The organism is Actinobacillus vicugnae (assembly GCF_901687125.1).
GTDB lineage: Bacteria > Pseudomonadota > Gammaproteobacteria > Enterobacterales > Pasteurellaceae > Actinobacillus > Actinobacillus vicugnae.
This window is the reverse complement of sequence record NZ_CABFJY010000033.1, coordinates 92,033-111,550: the sequence shown is the minus strand read 5'-3', so window position 1 is coordinate 111,550 and position 19,518 is coordinate 92,033. Positions and strand designations below refer to the sequence as shown.

General features: G+C 39.0%; 14 protein-coding genes and 1 pseudogene. 2 read left to right on the top strand and 13 right to left on the bottom strand.

What is annotated here, in order from left to right; genetic code table 11:
- Positions 1–8: 8 nt before the first annotated feature.
- The 4 genes from F8M47_RS07800 to galT are packed head-to-tail and all read right to left on the bottom strand — an operon-like array spanning position 9 to position 6,297.
- The gene (locus F8M47_RS07800; RefSeq protein WP_150539553.1) at positions 9–3,023 is read right to left on the bottom strand and encodes a glycoside hydrolase family 2 TIM barrel-domain containing protein; all 3,015 of its coding nucleotides are present in this window, start codon (positions 3,021–3,023) and stop codon (positions 9–11) included.
- Positions 3,024–3,047: 24 nt separating this feature from the next.
- On the bottom strand, positions 3,048–4,016 hold the full coding sequence (locus F8M47_RS07795) for a galactose-1-epimerase (RefSeq protein ID WP_150539552.1): 969 nt from the start codon (positions 4,014–4,016) through the stop codon (positions 3,048–3,050).
- Positions 4,017–4,072: 56 nt separating this feature from the next.
- Positions 4,073–5,227, bottom strand: a complete 1,155-nt coding sequence (gene galK, locus F8M47_RS07790; RefSeq protein WP_150539551.1) for a galactokinase — start codon at positions 5,225–5,227, stop codon at positions 4,073–4,075.
- A 20-nt stretch (positions 5,228–5,247) separates the two neighbouring features.
- Positions 5,248–6,297: a galactose-1-phosphate uridylyltransferase gene (gene galT / locus F8M47_RS07785; RefSeq protein ID WP_150539550.1), complete on the bottom strand. Its 1,050-nt coding sequence runs from the start codon at positions 6,295–6,297 to the stop codon at positions 5,248–5,250.
- Positions 6,298–6,620: 323 nt separating this feature from the next.
- Here galT and F8M47_RS07780 point away from each other — a divergent pair, with 323 nt between their 5' ends.
- Positions 6,621–7,772: a calcium-binding protein gene (locus tag F8M47_RS07780; RefSeq protein ID WP_150539549.1), complete on the top strand. Its 1,152-nt coding sequence runs from the start codon at positions 6,621–6,623 to the stop codon at positions 7,770–7,772.
- A 100-nt stretch (positions 7,773–7,872) separates the two neighbouring features.
- On the opposite strand, the gene F8M47_RS07775 is transcribed toward F8M47_RS07780, so the two are convergent.
- The 5 genes from F8M47_RS07775 to tnpA all read right to left on the bottom strand — a co-directional run bounded on the left by F8M47_RS07775 (position 7,873) and on the right by tnpA (position 11,424).
- Positions 7,873–9,267, bottom strand: a complete 1,395-nt coding sequence (locus F8M47_RS07775; RefSeq protein WP_150539548.1) for an ATP-binding protein — start codon at positions 9,265–9,267, stop codon at positions 7,873–7,875.
- Positions 9,260–9,925 (bottom strand): response regulator, encoded by a 666-nt coding sequence (locus tag F8M47_RS07770; RefSeq protein ID WP_150539547.1) that lies wholly within the window; start codon positions 9,923–9,925, stop codon positions 9,260–9,262. The genes F8M47_RS07775 and F8M47_RS07770 overlap by 8 nt, the downstream gene beginning before the upstream one ends.
- Before the next feature lie 82 nt (positions 9,926–10,007).
- Positions 10,008–10,367, bottom strand: coding sequence for a YgiW/YdeI family stress tolerance OB fold protein (locus F8M47_RS07765; RefSeq protein WP_150539546.1), 360 nt, complete (start codon positions 10,365–10,367; stop codon positions 10,008–10,010).
- A 23-nt stretch (positions 10,368–10,390) separates the two neighbouring features.
- The gene (locus tag F8M47_RS07760) at positions 10,391–10,765 is read right to left on the bottom strand and encodes a YgiW/YdeI family stress tolerance OB fold protein (protein WP_150539545.1); all 375 of its coding nucleotides are present in this window, start codon (positions 10,763–10,765) and stop codon (positions 10,391–10,393) included.
- A gap of 242 nt (positions 10,766–11,007) precedes the next feature.
- Complete coding sequence (tnpA, locus tag F8M47_RS07755) at positions 11,008–11,424, bottom strand: IS200/IS605 family transposase (protein ID WP_150539544.1); 417 nt, start codon at positions 11,422–11,424, stop codon at positions 11,008–11,010.
- A gap of 44 nt (positions 11,425–11,468) precedes the next feature.
- On the opposite strand from tnpA, the gene F8M47_RS07750 reads away from it, so the two are divergent.
- The gene (locus tag F8M47_RS07750; RefSeq protein WP_150539543.1) at positions 11,469–12,674 is read left to right on the top strand and encodes an RNA-guided endonuclease InsQ/TnpB family protein; all 1,206 of its coding nucleotides are present in this window, start codon (positions 11,469–11,471) and stop codon (positions 12,672–12,674) included.
- 33 nt (positions 12,675–12,707) lie between these two features.
- On the opposite strand, the gene glyA is transcribed toward F8M47_RS07750, so the two are convergent.
- From glyA to cas1f, 4 genes and pseudogenes are all read right to left on the bottom strand, one after another.
- On the bottom strand, positions 12,708–13,973 hold the full coding sequence (gene glyA, locus F8M47_RS07745) for a serine hydroxymethyltransferase (protein ID WP_150539542.1): 1,266 nt from the start codon (positions 13,971–13,973) through the stop codon (positions 12,708–12,710).
- Positions 13,974–14,193: 220 nt separating this feature from the next.
- Complete coding sequence (locus F8M47_RS07740) at positions 14,194–15,081, bottom strand: NAD(+) kinase (protein WP_150539541.1); 888 nt, start codon at positions 15,079–15,081, stop codon at positions 14,194–14,196.
- 88 nt (positions 15,082–15,169) lie between these two features.
- Positions 15,170–18,526, bottom strand: a pseudogene (cas3f, locus tag F8M47_RS07735) (type I-F CRISPR-associated helicase Cas3f).
- Positions 18,523–19,479 (bottom strand): type I-F CRISPR-associated endonuclease Cas1f, encoded by a 957-nt coding sequence (cas1f, locus tag F8M47_RS07730; RefSeq protein WP_150539540.1) that lies wholly within the window; start codon positions 19,477–19,479, stop codon positions 18,523–18,525. Before cas1f ends, cas3f begins: the two are co-directional and overlap by 4 nt.
- Between the last annotated feature and the right edge of the window lie 39 nt (positions 19,480–19,518).

The window sequence follows — 19,518 nt, the reverse complement described above, 5'->3', positions numbered from 1 at the left end:
TAAACAGGTTAAATATGATAACCCATCACCAAATCAAATCTCACGCTAAATTTCTCTTCCATTAAACGATATTGATCTTTTAGATTTGGACCACATGAATTAGAGCCGATACCACTCATTTTGTAATCGACACACAATACGTTGTAAGTGGATTCTTGTAAGTCGTAGCAATGTGTTTTTTCGGTCAATTCTTCTTGGGTATATGGCGAAAAATTAAAGCTGAATGGCTGATTTGCTCGCACAAATAAATTTTCCAATTTCAAATATTCACAACCGAAATGGCTACCATTTTCCTGCGGTTTAACATATTCCACATGGTTTTGGTGGGCAGTGGTGTGGTAAATGCCCAATTTAGCGAGGTTATGTTTATCTACATAGCTTTCCTGTTCGCCATAACCAAAATATTCCACTGTATTTTCTGCTTTTTCGAGGAAGAAGCGCAGACCAAAGCGTGGTAAATACGGCAATTCAGTTGGACGGAGCGCATTAATTTCAACCGAAACTTGTCCGTCATTGAAAATTCGATATAACACATCAAGGGTTAAAATGCGTCCTCTTGAAATCGAAACAATTGCAGATTTTACTGAAATTTCAACCGCTTGTTTCGTTTGTTGCCATGCAATATCGTAGGCTCTAGTGTAAGCATTATTATAGCCTGCACTTTGCCATGCGGCACGAATTAAGCGGTCATTATCGGTTGGGGCTCGCCAAATAGTGAAGTCCAGCGGTTGCTGAATAATCGCTTTCCCTGATTTTTCAATACGGCTGAAAATCCCTTTTTGTTTATCTAATTGATAGCTAAATTGACCGTTTTGCACTCGAATTTTTGTACGATCTTCTTGCACGTCAAAGGCACTATTCTCAATGCTAAAGGTTGGCAATGCTAGTCGGTTTTCGCTAAATAAATTGAGTTGATCGAAACCGAGTTCGTGTTCTGCTGCCAATAATGCCTCTTCTACTTTAAGGCGATAGTGTAGGTTTAATAGCCATAAATGCCCGTTATTTTGCGGTAATTCAATTGGTAATACGGTATCGCTATGAGGCTTGCAATCTATTGATAAACTTCCACCGCTTGTTACCATGCCATTTTCAACAAATTCGTAATCAATGGTTAAATAATCTTGTAAATTGCTGAAATCGAGATAGTTATGAATAACTATTTGATTATCAAGTAATTTTGCACGTACAGGGCGATTCACATTTTTCAGCTCTAATAAGCTGGTGTGCGGAATACGGTCGGGTGAAACTAAACCATCCATACAGAAATTACCATCGTGTGGCGTTTCGCCGAAATCACCGCCATAACCGAATTGCCCGTTTGCACGATAAGGTGCATGATCGCACCATTCCCATACAAAGCCACCACAAGCTTGTGGATGACGTTGGAAGGTTTGCCAGTAATCTTCAGCATCACCACAAGAGTTACCCATTGCGTGAGTATATTCGCATAATAAGAATGGTCGGTCTTTTCGGGATTCACAATAACGATCAATATCTTCGGTTGAACCGTACATTTCGCTGTAGAAATCTAAATTTGATAGATCATTTTTGCCCGCAGAATGTTGATAAATAGAACTTTCATAATGCACTAAGCGAGACTTATCACGTTGTTTAATCCAAGCCGCCGCTTCTTCAAAATTTGCACCATAGCCAGACTCATTGCCTAACGACCAAACAATAATTGCGGTGCGGTTTTTATCTCGTTCTACGTTCGCTTGTTGGCGATCTAAAATTGCTTTTTTGAATAGCGGATCACGGGCAAAGTAACAGAAATTATCAATTGTATCTTGGCGGATACGTGCAGTTTCTAGATCGTTTTCATGATTTAAGAAAATACTTGGCTCAGGTGTTTTTACAGTAAGCATTGAAGCGCCATGCGATTCCACATCACTTTCACCAATCAGATAAAAACCGTACTGATCGCATAATTCACTAAACCACGGCGCATTTGGATAGTGTGCAGTACGAATCGCATTGATATTGTGTTGTTTCATCAATTGCAAATCTTTATACGCCTGAGCGTAGCTAATCGCATAACCTGTTTTTGGATCGCTGTCGTGGCGGTTTACCCCTTTGAATTTGATCGGCTGGTGATTGAATAACAAAATACCGTCTTTGATTTCCACTTTTCTAAAACCAATTTTTTGCACAATCACTTCTTCAGTCGTGCGTAAAATAAGCGTGTAAAGCTGTGGTTGCTCGGCATTCCATAATTGGATTTCTTCCAAATCAACATTCAAATTAGCACTGGTTTGATTGAAAACAGTAAAGCCATTTGGATCGAGTAGCTGATATTCTACCGCTTGTGTTTGGTTGCGGAATGTGGTTTCTACTTTTAAATTGGCATGGCGTAATTCATCGTCCAATTCATATTGAATAAAGAAATCTTGTAAGTAATTTTGTTCACGTTCAAGTAGATAAACATCACGGAAAATTCCTGACATTCTGAATTTGTCTTGATCTTCTAAATAGCTACCATCACACCATTTCAATACCACAACGGTTAAATGGTTTGTGCCAATTTGTAAATAATCGCTAATATCAAATTCTGAAGTGCTATGGCTAATTTGGCTATAACCAGCAAATTGTTTATTTACATAAAGGAAAATACAGGAATCCACCCCTTCAAAATTAAGTAAATAACGCTTATTGCTTTTTGGCGTTAGCTGGAAGGTACGGTGATAAACACCACATGGATTTTGATGCGGTACAAATGGCGGATCAAATGGGAATGGATAATTAATATTGGTGTAATGGTGGTGATCAAAACCGTGATTTTGCCAGTTAGACGGCACTGGGATTTTGTGTTCAAAAGCTGAATCTAGGAAATTGTCAGGCAGATCATGATAACTTTGATAGTAATTAAAATCCCATTGACCATTGAGCAACGTAAAGTAATCAGACTGTTCACGCACACCAGCTAAAGCTGTTTCGCTTTGTTTGTGTGGAATAAAATAAGCGTGATGATTTGTGGTATTTACATGTAACGTATTTGGATCTTGAAAGTAATTTGGCAATATCATTTTAATTTCCTCGAGTTTTATAAATTAAAAATGAAAAGTGTAACGAATATGGTGTTGATAGGCTTCGCCCGCTTTGCTGATTCCTCCAAATTGTGCCAATTCAGCTTGATTTGGGGCATCGGGGAAAAATTCAGGCTCTAGCGCAATGCCAGCGTAATCTGAATAATAGGAACCGTTGAGATCAGGTTGCCCTGCAAGCCAATTTCCTGAATAGAGTTGAAGTGCGGGCATTGAGGTATTTAGCTCCAATGCAAGGTCTTCTACACTTAAATAAGCGGTCGGATTTTCATTATTTTTAACAAGTTTGAAAGCATGATCGTAGCCCTTTACTAATTGCTGATCGCTATCTTTTAGCAAATCTTGCCCGATTGTTTTGGGTGTCGAGAAATCAAAGCCTGTTTGCTCCACTGTTTTAAACGGCAAAACAGGAATACCGTCAGCAGCGACGGGCAAATACTCCTGCGCATTAATGGTTAATTGATGTGACAGTACATTACCACCACCAAGTAAATTAAAATAGGCGTGATTGGTTAAACTTAATGGTGTGTCTTGGTTAGCAATCGCATCAAATTGAATCTCAAGCTGCTTTTCGTGTAAACGATAAGTCACAGTTGCGTTCACTTCGCCACCAAAACCCTCTTCGCCATCTGCAAAAATTCGGCTAAATTTGACCGCTTGTGGGCCAATTGGCTCGGCTTGCCAAATCTGTTTGTCTGCTCCCTGAATGCCTCCGTGCAAATTATTTTCGCCATTATTTTTGGCAAGCAAATAGCTTTTGCCGTTTAGCTGATATTGGGCATTGGCAATTCGATTCGTAAAACGCCCACAGGTTGCTCCAAAGTAAGCGGTCTGATTTTGCCAATTTTTGACAGAAGTGCTTACTAAGACTTCACGTTCGCCTTTCGGGTGTTTCACTACACAAGAAAGCCAGCTTGCGCCAAAATCTGAGAGTGTGATTTTTAGAAAGGCATTTTCAAGGGTAAATGTTTGCATAGCTCATATTCCCAAGTGAGGCAATCACGGGAGTTCGTGATTGCCATATCTGATGATTAAACGAGATGAACTCCGTCACAAGCGGTACAGAGATGGAAGGTTTCTTTAATGCCCGTTTGTTTTTCGTAATTTTCTGCAATGATTTGGCGTAAATGCTCCACTTTGTCGTTTGGCACTAAACAAACGATACAACCACCAAAACCACCGCCCGTCATACGTGCACCACCATTTTTACTAATCGCAACTTGCGCCAGTTCCACCAGATAATCAATTTCTGGAATGGTAATTTCAAAATCATCACGCATGGAGTTGTGTGATTCTGCCATTAACTGACCGAGTTTTTGCATATCATTAGCTTTTAGTGCTTTCACCGCTTCGAGTACACGATGATTTTCACTGATAACGTGTTTTGCTCGTTGGTAAGCAAGTTGGTTTTCTCTTTGCAACTCGTGCGCCCGTTCAATAAATTGTTCAGGCGTAACATCACGTAAAGCTTTTACACCAAAGAATTGGGCAGCAAATTCGCATTCTTTACGGCGACTGTTATATTCGCCTGTTACTAAATCATGTTTGACATTGGAGTTAATAATCGCAATCGAATAACCTTGTGGCACAGGCGTTGGAGTAATCGCTAACGAGCGACAATCAATCATAATTAATTGATCTTTTTGCCCAAGTGCCGAGGTTAGTTGATCCATATTGCCGCAATTCGCACCCACAAATTTGTTTTCCGCTTCTTGTCCAATTAAGGCAATTTCTGTCAAATTAAGTGGTAATTCACCCAAAAGTTGGGCAGTTTTTCCAATCGAAATCTCTAATGCAGCCGAAGAGCTTAACCCTGAAGACATTGGTACATCGCTGGCCATCGCTAAATCTGCGCCTTGTTTAAATTCAGGATATTTAGCTTGAATATATTTCACTACACCACGCACATAATTCGCCCATTTGTGCTTAGAAGGTTCAATGGGTTGGCTAAGATCAAATTCATCGTGCTGTTCAATATCAATTGCATACACTCGCCAAATCGAATCATCACGCTTGCTAAAACTTACTGCCATTCCATAATTAATGGCGCATGGCATAACAAAGCCGTCATTGTAGTCGGTATGTTCACCAATAATATTGACTCGCCCTGGTGCGAATACGGTTTGCGATGCTTGATAGCCGTAATGTTCGGCAAATTTTTGAGTAGAAATTTGTTGTGGTTTCATATGTTGTTCCTTATTACTTGCTATCGATCTTTATAGTGAGTGCTATCGCTTACGGCATTCAGTTTCTCTGCAGCTTGCTCTGGGGTGAGATCACGCTGACTTTCTGCCAGCATTTCATAGCCAACCATAAATTTACGCACTGTTGCAGAGCGAAGCAATGGTGGATAGAAATGAGCGTGCAATTGCCAATGTGCATTATCATTTCCATTAAATGGCGCAAAGTGGAAGCCCATTGAATATGGGAAACTGATATTAAATAAGTTATCGTAACGAGTTGTTAGTTTTTTCAGTGCCAAGGCTAAATCTTCTCGTTCTGTCTCATTTAAATCGGTGATTTGTTTGAAATGTTTGCGTTTGGGCAATAAGAGCGTTTCAAACGGCCAGCTTGCCCAATAAGGCACAACTGCTATCCAATCTTCGGTTTCTACGACAATGCGTTCTTTTTTAGAAAGTTCACGCTCGGCATAATCAAGCAGTAGCGGGCGACCGTATTGCGCAAAATAATTGGCTTGGCATTCATCTTCAATCGCAATTTCATTTGGTAAGAAATTACTTGCCCAAATTTGCCCGTGCGGATGAGGGTTAGAACAACCCATCATGGCGCCTTTATTTTCAAAAATTTGTACCCACTGATAGCGTGCTTTTAATTCATTGGCTTGTTCTTGCCAAACTTGTACCACCTGCTCAATTTCTGTAACTGAAAGTTGTGGTAAGGTTTTGCTGTGATCGGGCGAAAAGCAAATTACACGACTTTCACCTTGCGTATGTGAAATTTGAAAGAGCGGATCTTGATTCGCTTCTGGCGCTGGGGTGTCGGGCAATAACGCCGAGAAATCGTTTTTAAACACAAAAGGTTTGGTATAGGCAGGATTTTGCTCGCCTGTAATACGTTTATTGCTCGGGCAGAGATAACAAGTCGGATCATAGCTTGGTTTATCGTCCGCGACATTTTCTTCTTGCTGACCTTGCCATGGGCGTTTTGCTCGATGAGGAGAAACTAGAATCCATTGGTTTTTCAATGGGTTAAAACGGCGATGCGGGTGATCGTTTAGGATAAATGGTTCACTCATTATGAATTACTCCAATTTAAGTTCTATCAGAGGATTACCGATAATTTTGTAATCATAGAAGTTTTCTGTTTTTTGCAGAATACTTGAATGTTAACGTTACCAATTTGCTTTTAAAAGCAAAATATCTAAAAAATGTGAACGAGATCACGATTTTTTTGTGGTTAATAAATGTTGTGTAAATTATAGAGAGTAATTTATCAGGCTGTAGCAAAATTGCTCCGAACCTGAACAGGATCTAGCCGTGCCTGTTGTGGTCAGGCTGGTTTTTTGAGCATAAGTTTTATATTGTTCAATTTCCTTCCACTTTACATAAGGAATATATTATGGCTTTTGACAATTTTAATTTTGGGAATGAGGGTTACAATTTATACCATGGGGGAAATAATGGATCTAACCCATTATCACTAACCCCTGCATCCAGTATTCCTGTCCAAATTCTGCGACAAGTTGTGATTGATGATGATCAAGCCACATTAGTATTAATTAATCATTGGGTATCTCCTCCAAGTTATAAAGACCGTATTGTGTTTGATGACATTAGTGGCGGACGTTTATTGCTTGTTAGCAATGATGGCAATTATCGTGAGATTAATGATTCAAACAATAACAGCTGGGTATATAGCGAGTTAAGAAATACGGAACATAGCCGTCTTTATTTCTTACCAAATTCACCAGATGCTGTGGATGCTAGAATTCATGTGAAATTCCACGTTGAAGCAAATGGCATGAGTAGTTCACCTATTTATACTGATAAGTACACCATTCATTTTGATGTACAAGATTTAACTTCAAGCAATCGCATTATATTCGGTACAGATGGTGCGGATAGTCTGTTTGGTACTTATGCAGATGATACGATTCATGGTTTAAATGGTAATGACTTTATCAGCGGTGGGTATGGTAATGATACGCTTAATGGTGGAGCAGGTAATGACCGATTATTAGGAGGGGATGGCGATGATACGCTATATGGTTCAACGGGAGCAGATTGGCTAAATGGCGGTAATGGCAATGATGCTTTATATGGCGGTGAGGGTAACGACACCTATTACTTCTATAAAGGTGCTGGTCAAGACCATATTTTCGATTCACAAGGCGAAAATACTCTGCAATTTGGTAATGGTATTCGTCCCGAAGATTTAAAAGTTTATATTACGGAAAATGATCTCGGGAATACGACTTGGGAAATCCATGTGGATGATACCGATCATTTCATTATTATTCATGATCAGTATTCAAATAATGGTGAGACTACTGCGATTTCAAAATTTGTGTTTGGAACAGGTTTTTCACAAGTTTATAGCGTAGAAGATTTATCTGAATTACTAAATTTACCGCCTGCAATGCCAATTGATAAAGGTACACAAATTCCTGATGTGATTATTGAGCCTTCTGGTTACAATGATCTGCTTGTGCCAATATCAGAAATTTCAACCGTAACTTATCCAGAATACAGTAACGCATTTGTATTCTAATTTGTGGTTTAACGGCTAATGAAAAGCGGTCAAATTCTTCTTGTTTTTTGTAAGTTACACATTGCAAGAACGGCAGGAAATTTGACCGCTTGTTGTTTCACTAGAACAAAATTTCAACTTTTAAACCACCTAATTCGCTACGAGAAAGTTTTAAATCAAAATGGTGTAGTGCAACGATACGTTTAATAATTGAAATGCCAAGCCCACTGCCTTTTTCATCTTGAGCTGAAGCCGTTGAATGTGTCACGGGTCTCTCTGTTGGACGGTAGAAAGGCTGCCCGAGTTTTGCCAAATCTTCATCGCTCACGCCATTACCGTTATCTTCAATCGTTAAACTTTTCTCTGATAGTGTTAGCTGAATAGTACTGCCAGCAGGTGTGTAATTTAGTGCATTATCAAGTAAATTACGCAACACTAAATTGAGCAAGAGACTTTTTCCGAGCTGTTTTTTCGGTTCATTTTGCAAATTTACAATGATTTTTGACCGCTTGTTTTCTGCGAGTGAGTAGAACTGATTCAAATTATTTTCTATTAATGTTCGCCAATTAATTGGTTCTAACTCATTTAGTTCAGCGAGACTCTCTAGTCGTGAAAGCGTGAGCAATTGCTCAATTAACTGCGAAATACGATCGATGCTGCCTGTGATATTTTGCAACGCTTTGTGATGTGCGATCGGATCATCCGCTGTCATTTGTGCAATTTCAGTTTGGATGCGCAAGCCAGCAATCGGACTACGTAATTCGTGTGCAGCATCAGAAGTAAAACGACGTTCCCGATTAAACATAGTTTGGGTGCGTTCAAAATAGTGATTGAGATTATTTACTAGTGGTATGATTTCGCTTGGTAATTGTGAAGTGCTAATCGCTTTTAATTCATCAGGTCTGCGCTGTGCAACTTCATTTTCTAATCGCTTAAGACTTGCTAACTCACGATGAATAATCCATAAAATGGCTAAAATTGTCATTGGAAAACCAAATAGCCAGCTCCACGATTGTGAAATCACGGCTTTATTGATGAGTTCGTCTCTATAATTGATTTCTTGCCCCACCGCAATATAAGCATTATTTCCTTTTAGCCAATAAATACGCCAAATATCAATATCTTGTTCATCGTCATCATCTTCATCATCGGTTTCAATTAAACGGATATTTTGAAAGCCTTCGGTAGGTGTGAAAGTAAAGAATTGTCCGTTACGACCATCGTTAATAATTTGTTCACCTTTATCGGTAAAAATCGCAAAAGCTAGCGCATCATCATCCACATCAGCTTGGTAAAAATTACTTTTGTTTTGTACATTGTGAAAGCCTTCAGCGATATTAGATGAAGCTAGTCGTTCGGCAAAGAAAATTTGTTGTGAATCAAATAATTCATTAATTTCTTTATGTAACACTCGCCATTCAATAAGAGCGGAAATTAGCCAAATCAGTAATGAAATACCTGATAATGCTACGATAAGACGGTAGCGAAGGCTGTGCTTGTTAAAGCTTTTAATCATATTCATTCCCTAAACGATAGCCGACTCCATGTACGGTTTTAATCCAGCTTTTTCCAAGTTTTTTGCGTAAATTATGAATATAAACCTCAAGCGTATTACTACCCACATCGTTATCCCAGCTATATAATTTCTCTTCAATAGATGAGCGGGTTAAGACTTTATCCTTATTGCTTACAAATAGCTGTAATAATTGAAATTCTTTAGCAGTTAAAATCACGGCTTTATCAGCCAAAGTTACGCTGTGCGTGTTGTTATCAATGTGTAAATTGCCGATAACAATTTCGCTGGAGCTTTGTCGGTAACGACGGCGGATCAGTGCTTGTAAGCGTACTACTACTTCCATTAATGCAAAAGGTTTACACAAATAATCATCCGCCCCCGAATTAAAGCCGAGAATACGTTCGTCTAACGTATCACGGGCAGTGAGAATCAGTACGGGAATATCCTGATTTTCTTTGCGCCAGCGTTTCAATATATCTAAGCCATCCATTTTTGGCAGGCTGAGATCTAAAACGACTGCATCATATTGTGTAACAAATAACGCTTCAAAGCCTTGTTTGCCGTCTTGAAACCAATCGACTACAAATTGCTGTTTAGTTAAGCCAAGTTTTAAACCTTCACCTATTAATCGGTCGTCTTCAATAAGCAATATGCGCATTTTTATCCTTTCATTAAAACAAATAAGCGGTCGATTTTTGCAAAAATTTTGCAGAATTCAACCGCTTGTGAGAGAGGAGAGATTATTGTACTTTTTCGATCGTGTAGACATCAATTGATGAATGGAAGGTTTCTTTATCTAATTTACCTTGAATACGAATGTTATCATTTGGTGTTACGTTTAAACCATTCCAAACGTGATCATCAATTTCGATTTTAATATCGCCTGTGCTATCTGCAAAAATATATTCATCATGATCTACTTGGCGCAGAATTTTGCCTTCTAAGCTTACACGGCTATCGTCATGTAACGATTTTGCTTGTGCAACTGTTACAGCATTGGTGCGATTAGCCCCGAAAGTTTGATTTTGAACAGGTGGGGTAGAGCAAGCTACTAATAAGGTTGTTGCGATTAATGTTGAGATAATTGTTAGTTTTTTCATCTTAAACTCCCAGAAAACTAAAATTATTTTTTAATGTGATATACGTCGATTGTTGATTTACCCGAATCGTTTTTATCCACTTTGCCTTGGATAGTTATTTTATCTTTTGGAGTGATGTTTTGCCCATTCCAAGCGTGATCTTCTACTTCGATTTTGATCTCTCCTGTAGCATCTTTGAAATAGAATTCATCATGATCAATTTGCTTCGTAATATAACCCGTGAGAGTTACTGGCGTATCGTCCCACGCTTTGTGGGCTTGTGCAACGGTTGTCGGAGCTGTTTTTGCTCCTTTGCCACTAAAGCCACCTTGATTTGCTGTTGCATTGTTATCTTGAAAACCAGCGAATACTGGCGCTGAGAGGAATAAAATAGTGCTTAAAATAGCTGATTTTTTCATAAATTTGCTCCGAATAAAAAGTCGTTAAATAAAAAATAAAATAGTTTGGCATTGTTTGCCAACGTATGCATTATATCAAAAAAAGATTAATCAAATCTTAAGAAGTGAAAAGCTCAAATTGAATATTGTAAAAGATAAAGCAGAAAAAGAAGCCCTAAGCAGGACTTCTTGATTAAGATAGGTTTTATCAATCTCCGCCATAAAACCCTGCCGTTTAGGGCAGGGATATAAGGCGGCTCTAACTAATCAGGTGTTTTTTGCTGTTCGATGTATTGGCGAATAATTGAGATAGGAGCACCACCGCAACTTCCTGCAAAGTAAGATGGAGACCACAGAGCATTTCCCCATAATTTTTGCTTAATTGTGGGATAATTCTTCTGTCTAATCATTCGACTTGAAACACCTTTCAGACTATTCACCAAATTTGAAATAGCGACTTTGGGAGGGTAATTCACAAGCAAATGAACGTGATCGTCTTCTCCGTCAAACTCGACAAGTTCAGCTTCAAAATCACGACAAACATTCTCAAAAATCAGTTTTAAATCATCAAGAATGGCTTTTGTGAAAACGTGTCTGCGATATTTGGTAACGAAGACTAAGTGAACATGTAAATTAAAAACAACGTGGCGACCACGTCTAATATCCATTTCTTTTTCCATAGACCAAGTGTATAATTGTTGAAAATTTGAATTATCGGATACCTATGCTCATTCGTAAAGCCTTTAAATTTGAAATTAGACCAAATGGAGAACAGCAACGCAAAATTGCACAATTTTGTGGTTGTTCTCGTTTTGTGTTTAATAAGGCGTTGGATTGGCAAAAACAGGCGTACGAACAAGATCCGAAAATCAAATTTAGCTACACCAAATTAGCGAACTTTTTGCCTCAATGGAAAAAAGAATTTGAGTGGTTGAAAGCCTGCCATAGCCAAGTGTTGCAACAGTCTCTTAAAGATTTAGAAAGTGCTTACCGTAACTTTTTCAGCAAGCGATCAGACTTTCCTAAATTCAAGAAAAAAGGCGTAAAAGACAGTTTTCGCTATCCGCAAGGTTGCAAAATTGAGCAGACAAATGACCGCTTGTATCTACCAAAAATCGGTTGGGTTCGCTATCGTAATAGCCGTGAAATTGTAGGTGAAGTTAAAAATGTAACCGTAAGCAAAAAATGCGGTAAATTTTTTGTGAGCATTCAAACGGAATTTGAACAGGAAATACCGCAACATCAGGGTTCAGAAATCGGCATAGATATGGGCGTGGCACGTTTTGCGACACTCTCCAATGGCAAATTTTTTGAACCGTTAAACAGTTTCAAAAAACATCAAGAAAGCCTAAGAAAGGCACAACAATCATTAAGCCGAAAAGTGAAATTTAGCCAAAACTGGCTGAAACAGAAAGCAAAAGTCAGCAAAATCCATCACAAAATCCGCAATGCTCGTCAGGACTACTTGCATAAAATCTCAACAGAAATCAGCAAAAACCACGCAATGATCTTCATTGAAGATTTGCAGGTGGTGAATATGAGCAAATCAGCCAAAGGAACAGCCGAGCAACAGGGCAAAAATGTTGCCCCAAAATCGGGATTAAACCGTTCGATTTTAGATCAGGGTTGGTTTGAGTTCCGCCGTCAGTTGGAATACAAATCCGCTTGGCAGGGTGGTTATTTAGTTGCGGTTAATCCGAAAAATACCAGTCGCACTTGCCCGAGTTGTGGGCATATTGCCAAAGAAAATCGCCAAACACAGGCGAAATTTGAATGTGTGGAATGTGGCTGGCGTGAAAATGCGGACGTGGTTGGAGCAATGAATGTATTAAGGGCGGGACACGTCCAGTTAGCTTGTGAAGTGAATGGCATTAGCCATCAGCAACAAGAACCCACCGAGAGTAGCCCACGACAAAGTCGTGGGAGCTAGTAGGAATCCCCTGCCTTTAAGCAGGGGAGGATGTCAATTTGGATAAACCGGTAAACGTGCGCAAATTGCTAACACTTTTTCTTTGGTTTTGGCGATGACGCTTTCTTCGTTTTCTGTACCCATTGCATCTAGTACATCACACATCCAGCCTGCTAATTCACGCACGTCCGCTTCATTAAAGCCACGACGAGTGACAGATGGGGTACCGACACGAATACCAGAAGTGATAAATGGTTTTTGAGGATCGTTTGGCACCGCATTTTTATTTACTGTGATATTCGCTTTACCTAATGCTGCATCAGCAGCTTTGCCTGTTTTGCCTTGTTTAATAAAGCTGACTAAGAATAAATGGTTTTCAGTACCGTTAGATACCACGTCATAGCCACGTTGTTTAAATACTTCCACCATTGCTTTAGCATTTTTAATCACATTTTGCTGATACACTTTATATTCAGGCTCTAATGCTTCTTTAAAACAAACTGCTTTTGCTGCAATAATATGTACTAACGGGCCACCTTGATTCGCTGGGAATACTGATGATTGTAGTTTCTTATAAATTTCTTCATCGCCACAAGCTGAAAGAATTAAACCGCCACGAGGGCCTCCTAATGTTTTGTGGGTTGTTGTGGTAACAACGTGCGCATGTGGTAATGGATTGGGGTATAAACCTGCTGCAATTAGACCTGCAACGTGCGCCATATCTACAAATAAGTAAGCACCAACTTCATCGGCGATTTCACGCATTTTTGCCCAATCTACGATTTGTGAATACGCAGAGAAGCCCGCCACAATCATTTTGGGTTTACATTCAAGCGCTTTTTGGCGCACGTCTTCATAATCAATTAAGCCTTCAGCCGTAATACCGTATAGCACAGAATTATAAATTTTGCCTGAAAAACTTACTTTTGCACCATGTGTTAAGTGACCACCGTGCGCTAAATCCATACCTAAAATGGTATCATTTGGCTGAATTAATGCACCATATACGGCAGCATTAGCTTGTGAGCCAGAGTGTGGCTGCACATTCACATAATCTGCACCAAATAGTTGTTTCGCTCGATCAATTGCTAATTGCTCAACGACATCAGCATATTCACAACCGCCATAATAACGTTTGCCTGGATAGCCTTCAGCGTATTTATTAGTAAATTGTGAACCTTGCGCTTGCATCACTCGAGGACTTGCATAGTTTTCTGACGCAATTAACTCAATATGCTCTTCTTGGCGACGATTCTCGTCTTCAATTGCTTGCCATAAAATAGGGTCGTAGTCTTGAATATTCATGTTTGCTGTAAACATATGAAGGTCCTCTGTGTGCTAGTAAATAAAATTGCGCAAACGTTTGCGCAATAGAGAATGTAAGCATTCTACACATTTATTGTGTACTAAGATAGTCTTTTTTTATCACAACTATTGCATATTAATTTGTGCTAATCATGAAAAAGATTTATCGAACCAACAAGCGGTTAAATTTTCCTTAACTTCTACAAAATTTAACCGCTTGGTATGAATGCGATATTTAAAATAGTTTGCTAGACCAACCTAGTTTAGAGCCTAGCACGGTGAAATAGTTATAATCTTTTAGATGCAATAAATGTAGTGGGTCAGGGCTTTTGGTGACGATGATACGATCTTCAGGTGTAAACGGCATATCGTATTGACCATCACAACTCACTTCTAGGCTAGGTTGATTATGTTGAGCAAAGCGCAAAGAAATTTGGCTATCGCCATCAATAACTAGCGGTCGAGAAGAAAGCGTGTGGGGATGCATTGGCACCAGTGCGATTGCATTCATATTTGGCGTTAAAATTGGTCCGCCAGCAGATAATGAATAAGCAGTTGAACCCGTTGGCGTGCTAATAATTAGCCCGTCTGAACGTTGTGAAAAAGCAAATTTGCCATCAATATAAACTTCAAATTCAATAATTCTCGCTACTTGTGAGGGATGAATCACCACTTCATTTAGCGCATTATTGCTCGCAATAATTTTACCGTTACGTTCAATACGGGCTTCAAGCAAGAAACGTTCTTCAATTACATATTCACCACGCTCAATACAATTGTGCAACTGTTCGAAAGCAGATTGTGGTGCAATATCGGTCAGGAAACCTAAATTTCCACGATTAATACCAATCAGTGGAATACGATATTTAGCCAATTGGCGCGCCATTCCAAGCATATTTCCGTCACCGCCTATCACAATTACTAAATTAGCCTGCTGACCAATTTCATCTAAAGTTTTGCCATCAGGGAGGTTTAGTTGTTGGGCGATATTTTTTTCTAATAATACGCTGTAATGGCGATCTTTTAGCCAATTATAAACTGCCAAATGTGTCTCTAAGGCAATATCATGGCGAGGTTTACCTACAATCGCAATACATTCAAAAAATCGTTTTGGGGATTTCATCTTTCTACTCACAAAATAACAACTTCAGAATTCTATCCTTTTTTTTATCGATAAGATATGCAAAATTTTAAGCAAATGTGACCGCTTACTACTCCTGCCAAAAGCCTAAGCTTTCATTAAATCGCCAAATAGGTAATTCTTTACCGTAATGTTGGAGCGAAATTGTTGCAAAACGTAGTGCGACCTGAATGAGATCCTGTTCGTCAAGTTGTTCCCCTAGTTGGGTAAGTGCTTGATTTAAAGGTGTTGTAAGCCATGGTGTGACCCATGGAGAGCGATTTTCCAGTTTTTGGTAGCGGATTTCAGGTAAATAATTACTTTCGTCATTCGGGTTTTCCCAAGCTTTTTCTTTCGTTTTAAAGATAAATCCCCATTCATTTTGTTCACTTGGCAAGCACACTATATCTGTTTGCCATTGTCCTTCATTTCTCCTAAACGGAGTGATAAGTGGCAAATTAGCATTTATCCTATTGGTTAAATCGTCTTTCCAATAGGCATTTACTCGATTAATTTCTTTATTGTTTAATAAATCTGCAATAACGTTATGTTCTAAATCCGCCAAATTGTTTTGTGGCTGTAATCTCTCTGCTTTTATGATGCGAGGAATGGCATTTATCTGATCTAAATGCTCAGGATGAATTAAATCAACAGTTTTGTGACTTGCTAATTTGTTATTCTTATCTTCAAAACCTGGGCGATAAAAAATAGGATCCAAACCCTTATTTCGATTTTTTAGCCCTTTCCAATTGGTTGGTAATAGGAAAATATTAGCTTGGTTTGCGATTTTTTCTGAACGATGTCGCCATACCCGCCCTGCAAGTTGAATGATAGATCGCATAGAAGAAGGATCAACGATCGCCCAATCATAATCGTGATCTCTACCAACTTCTGTTACAGGGCTGCCTAATACAATAAAGATATGATGAGTAGCCTGATCTTGCATAAGTGCGCTAGCAATTTCTGGTTGAGAAAAAAGCAAGTTAGGGTCATTACGATTTAAGATTCTATCTAGCTTTTCTTCTAGTTCAGAGCGTAGCATTAGTAGCTGACGAGAGTGGTAGCAACATAAATGTATTTTATACTGGCTAAATTGACTATTTAAAGGCAGGTTAAATAATCTTTTAGCTAAAGGGATCATCGGTCTAATATTTGAAAAGCGGATAAGACCAATACTCACATATTTTTGAGAAACCGAATCTTGTTGGGCATATCTATGGTGTAAAGTGATGGCGTGCTCAAGTAATGTGTTTCCGAGTGTAGTGTAATCCAGCCCTTGATTTTCTATAGACGAAAGTGCAGGGAGCTGGATAATTTCAGCTCTATGGCGTACAGGAGCTTGTGCCAATTTTTCTGCTCGTGCGAGGGTAAATTGGTGATGTAGCTGTTCGAAATCATTGGCGGTAGCGCATTGCTGTTGTTGCTGTTTATACTCATCAAACCAAGCGCAACAGATAGCCGATTCGGTGTTAATAGCTTGATGACGATTATAAATTTTTCGCCCTGCTTGATAAGCATTAAACAGCCCAATAATCAGATCGGGTGTGAGTGTGGCGGAAGACAATAAGACCTTGCTACCAAACATACCCGCTAAATGTACTAAACGGCTGAGAGCAGGTAGATCATTTTGGCTAAAATCATCGGGTTCATCTAATACAAGATCTAACGTGAGTAAACGTAAAGTAGGGACAATATGTTTACCTCCTCGAATGGTTTCACTTGCTTGAACCAAATGATCTAAGGTACAGCTTACAATGGGAGCGTAGAGGAGTTATTGAGCCTTCTTATCGACTAAGATTGTACCAAATGCATTTTTATCTATTCCATTTTCAGTAAAATTCATGCCATAAATTTCATTTTCATTTAACCAAGCTTGAGCGCTTTCACTGCCATACGTTGCCATTTCAGCTTCATGTTGTAATTCAAATAATTCCCTATTAGCTGCTCCCCCAACTAAAACGGCAAGTTGTTCGGATGACAGCATGAGCTTTTGTCGAAGCGAGATACCTGTTTGTAGGGTTAATACACGTAAACCAAGTGCAATAGTGAAGCGAGCGCCTTTTTTAGGGGCTGTTAATCCATACATGATTTTTGCGTTAGCGAGCGTTTTGCCTCGCCCTGTACTTGCCATATTTACCCCGAAAAAGCCTGCTTGGTCACTTTCAACTTGTAACGTTTGAGCTAATTCAAATGCTTTATTTTGCCATTTAAAACGCTCAACATTTGTCCGTTTCATAAACGGACGATGTTGCTGAACAGTTGGTAATGCTTTCGATAATTTAGGTAACAAGCGGGCAAATTTTGCACTGGTTTTACAAACGCCAAGTAAGTGTTCATCAAGTGCTTGTTTTGGATGTTTCGTTTTTCTATCGGTATTTGCAATTAATTTTTCAAAAAAAAGCATATCACCTAACTGGCGATCAGCTGGCACAGAAGAGTAATGATGATCGCCAACAATTAAGCACAAACGTGATAAAAGTAGTAGAAAAGGATCGTTAATTGTTTGGTTCAGTAAAGATAGGTCACGCAACGGTGCATGATTAAGCGCCTTATTCGCCCAACGTTGCATTGCTTTTTGCCAAGATTTGCTTTCCATCGGTAATGTTGCAAATTGCCAAAAATTTTCTGGATGAGGATGCTCGCTATAATTCATCACCCAATGTTCTACAGGTGCTAAAAAGCAATAGAAGGGAACTACTGCGGTCTTGGTTATAAAATGTTCCCTTAGAATATGTTCTTGATCACGATGGCAATTGAGCGTTTTTTGAGTAAAAGGCAATTTGTGATGTGAAAGAATAAGCCACAAAATCGCTTTTGCAAGCGGTGGAAAATGAGAAAAATTATGCAGAAAATCATGTTTGTCGGCATTTAATGTGAGGTTTGGTAGCCAATGAGGATTAGATTCAACATAGCCTTGCCAATTTGCTAAACGGGTGAGCCATTGTTCATCTGTTGTACAACCTGCAATCATCGCTTCGAATAAGCGAGCAGAAATCCATTCATGTCGATAACAATCAGGGAAAAATTTCGCTTTAGGTTTTAATTTTTGCTGGAAGGCGAGATTCGCTTTGCCAATATCATGTAGCAATGCCGCAATAGCGGTCAAGATTTGGATAGAATATGCACTTAACCAACCGTTTTCATCCTCGGTACGCAAGATATTCCGCTTAGTTCGATTAGTTGGCACTCGCCCTTCGGTATTAAATTGGCTTTTATCGCCAACAATCCACAATAATTCAGTTAAGTTTTTGCCATGTGTCCAATAGCACGCCACAGCAGTATTTTTGCGCGCGGTTTGACGTAACATCGAATGAAGGGTTTCTAATCCAACTTGGGTAATTGCCGTTTGCCAACAGCGTTCACCACAACGCTCGGCAAATTGATCTAATATACGTCTTGTTTCAGTAAGTGCATTTTTATGACATTGGCTAATCAATAAAATATTCATGAGTTGGCGCCTTCAGCAGCTAATTGTTTAAGCGTATTGATGATAATATCTAGTGCTTCAAACCGAAGTAGATTATTAATACAAGTTTGACGAAATTGTTTTTCATTATCTCCATTTTGGGCAGAGATAAATGCTTGAAGTAGAATCATAGCATCTTTAATAATATCTGCCGCATCAAATACTAATCCTCCGCGACGCGTTTTTCCATGTAATACCGCTAATCCATGCGATAAACCTAATACCCAACAAGCTGTTGCACCGAGTCCGTAAGCTAAATAATTTCCATGATCTAAAAATTGATTTGCACCTTCTTTTCCACTTTCTCTTTTAAAATCTTCGTCATTAACTGTTGCCTGATTGGCTAATGCATATAACTTAGCGGTTAAACGCCCTTCTGCGGCTAATAGCGATTGACTATCTTTTGCTTGAGTAAATTCTGCTTGATATTGCTGTACTAGCTCCGTAAGTTTTGTTTGAGAATATTCCCAATCAAATTTATTCCATGTACGGAGCAGTAATTGTAAACGAAGTAATTGCAATGTTTTTGCCGAATTTAACCGCTTATCGTTATCAAACCAAAATTGACACCATTGCTGTAGGTATTCGACAGGACGATATTCACTTTGAAGGCTAAAAAAATCACAACCAATTTCGGCTTCTGTGCTATTGAATAGTGGTGTACCTCCGCCGCTACAAAAGCCAACCATCACTCCTGCTTTGGATAATTCACGCATAGCTGCTTGCGTGACAGATGTTCCGCTTCCTAATAGCAGACAAGTAGTATTTGCAATAGGAATATTCCAATAAAGTGACTCGCTTCCCTGATCTGTAACATATTCAACTCGCCCCCCGTTCAACAAGATTCGACAATGTTCTAAATAATAAATATTTGCACGTTTAGAATGTAAAATTGTTTTTAAATCTGAAGAAGGAATATAAGGTGTTTTTTTCATACAAGCTCCTTGTCATTTATAATTTAAATTGCCACTATG

Excerpts from the sequence above, each read along its gene's own strand:
- glyA (WP_150539542.1), bottom strand. The coding sequence starts at position 13,973 with ATGTTTACAGCAAACATGAATATTCAAGACTACGACCCTATTTTATGG.
- F8M47_RS07770 (WP_150539547.1), bottom strand. The coding sequence starts at position 9,925 with ATGCGCATATTGCTTATTGAAGACGACCGATTAATAGGTGAAGGTTTA.
- F8M47_RS07765 (WP_150539546.1), bottom strand. The coding sequence starts at position 10,367 with ATGAAAAAACTAACAATTATCTCAACATTAATCGCAACAACCTTATTA.
- F8M47_RS07795 (WP_150539552.1), bottom strand. The coding sequence starts at position 4,016 with ATGCAAACATTTACCCTTGAAAATGCCTTTCTAAAAATCACACTCTCA.
- galK (WP_150539551.1), bottom strand. The coding sequence starts at position 5,227 with ATGAAACCACAACAAATTTCTACTCAAAAATTTGCCGAACATTACGGC.
- cas1f (WP_150539540.1), bottom strand. The coding sequence starts at position 19,479 with ATGAAAAAAACACCTTATATTCCTTCTTCAGATTTAAAAACAATTTTA.
- F8M47_RS07750 (WP_150539543.1), top strand. The coding sequence starts at position 11,469 with ATGCTCATTCGTAAAGCCTTTAAATTTGAAATTAGACCAAATGGAGAA.
- F8M47_RS07740 (WP_150539541.1), bottom strand. The coding sequence starts at position 15,081 with ATGAAATCCCCAAAACGATTTTTTGAATGTATTGCGATTGTAGGTAAA.
- F8M47_RS07775 (WP_150539548.1), bottom strand. The coding sequence starts at position 9,267 with ATGATTAAAAGCTTTAACAAGCACAGCCTTCGCTACCGTCTTATCGTA.
- tnpA (WP_150539544.1), bottom strand. The coding sequence starts at position 11,424 with ATGGAAAAAGAAATGGATATTAGACGTGGTCGCCACGTTGTTTTTAAT.
- F8M47_RS07780 (WP_150539549.1), top strand. The coding sequence starts at position 6,621 with ATGGCTTTTGACAATTTTAATTTTGGGAATGAGGGTTACAATTTATAC.
- galT (WP_150539550.1), bottom strand. The coding sequence starts at position 6,297 with ATGAGTGAACCATTTATCCTAAACGATCACCCGCATCGCCGTTTTAAC.
- F8M47_RS07800 (WP_150539553.1), bottom strand. The coding sequence starts at position 3,023 with ATGATATTGCCAAATTACTTTCAAGATCCAAATACGTTACATGTAAAT.
- F8M47_RS07760 (WP_150539545.1), bottom strand. The coding sequence starts at position 10,765 with ATGAAAAAATCAGCTATTTTAAGCACTATTTTATTCCTCTCAGCGCCA.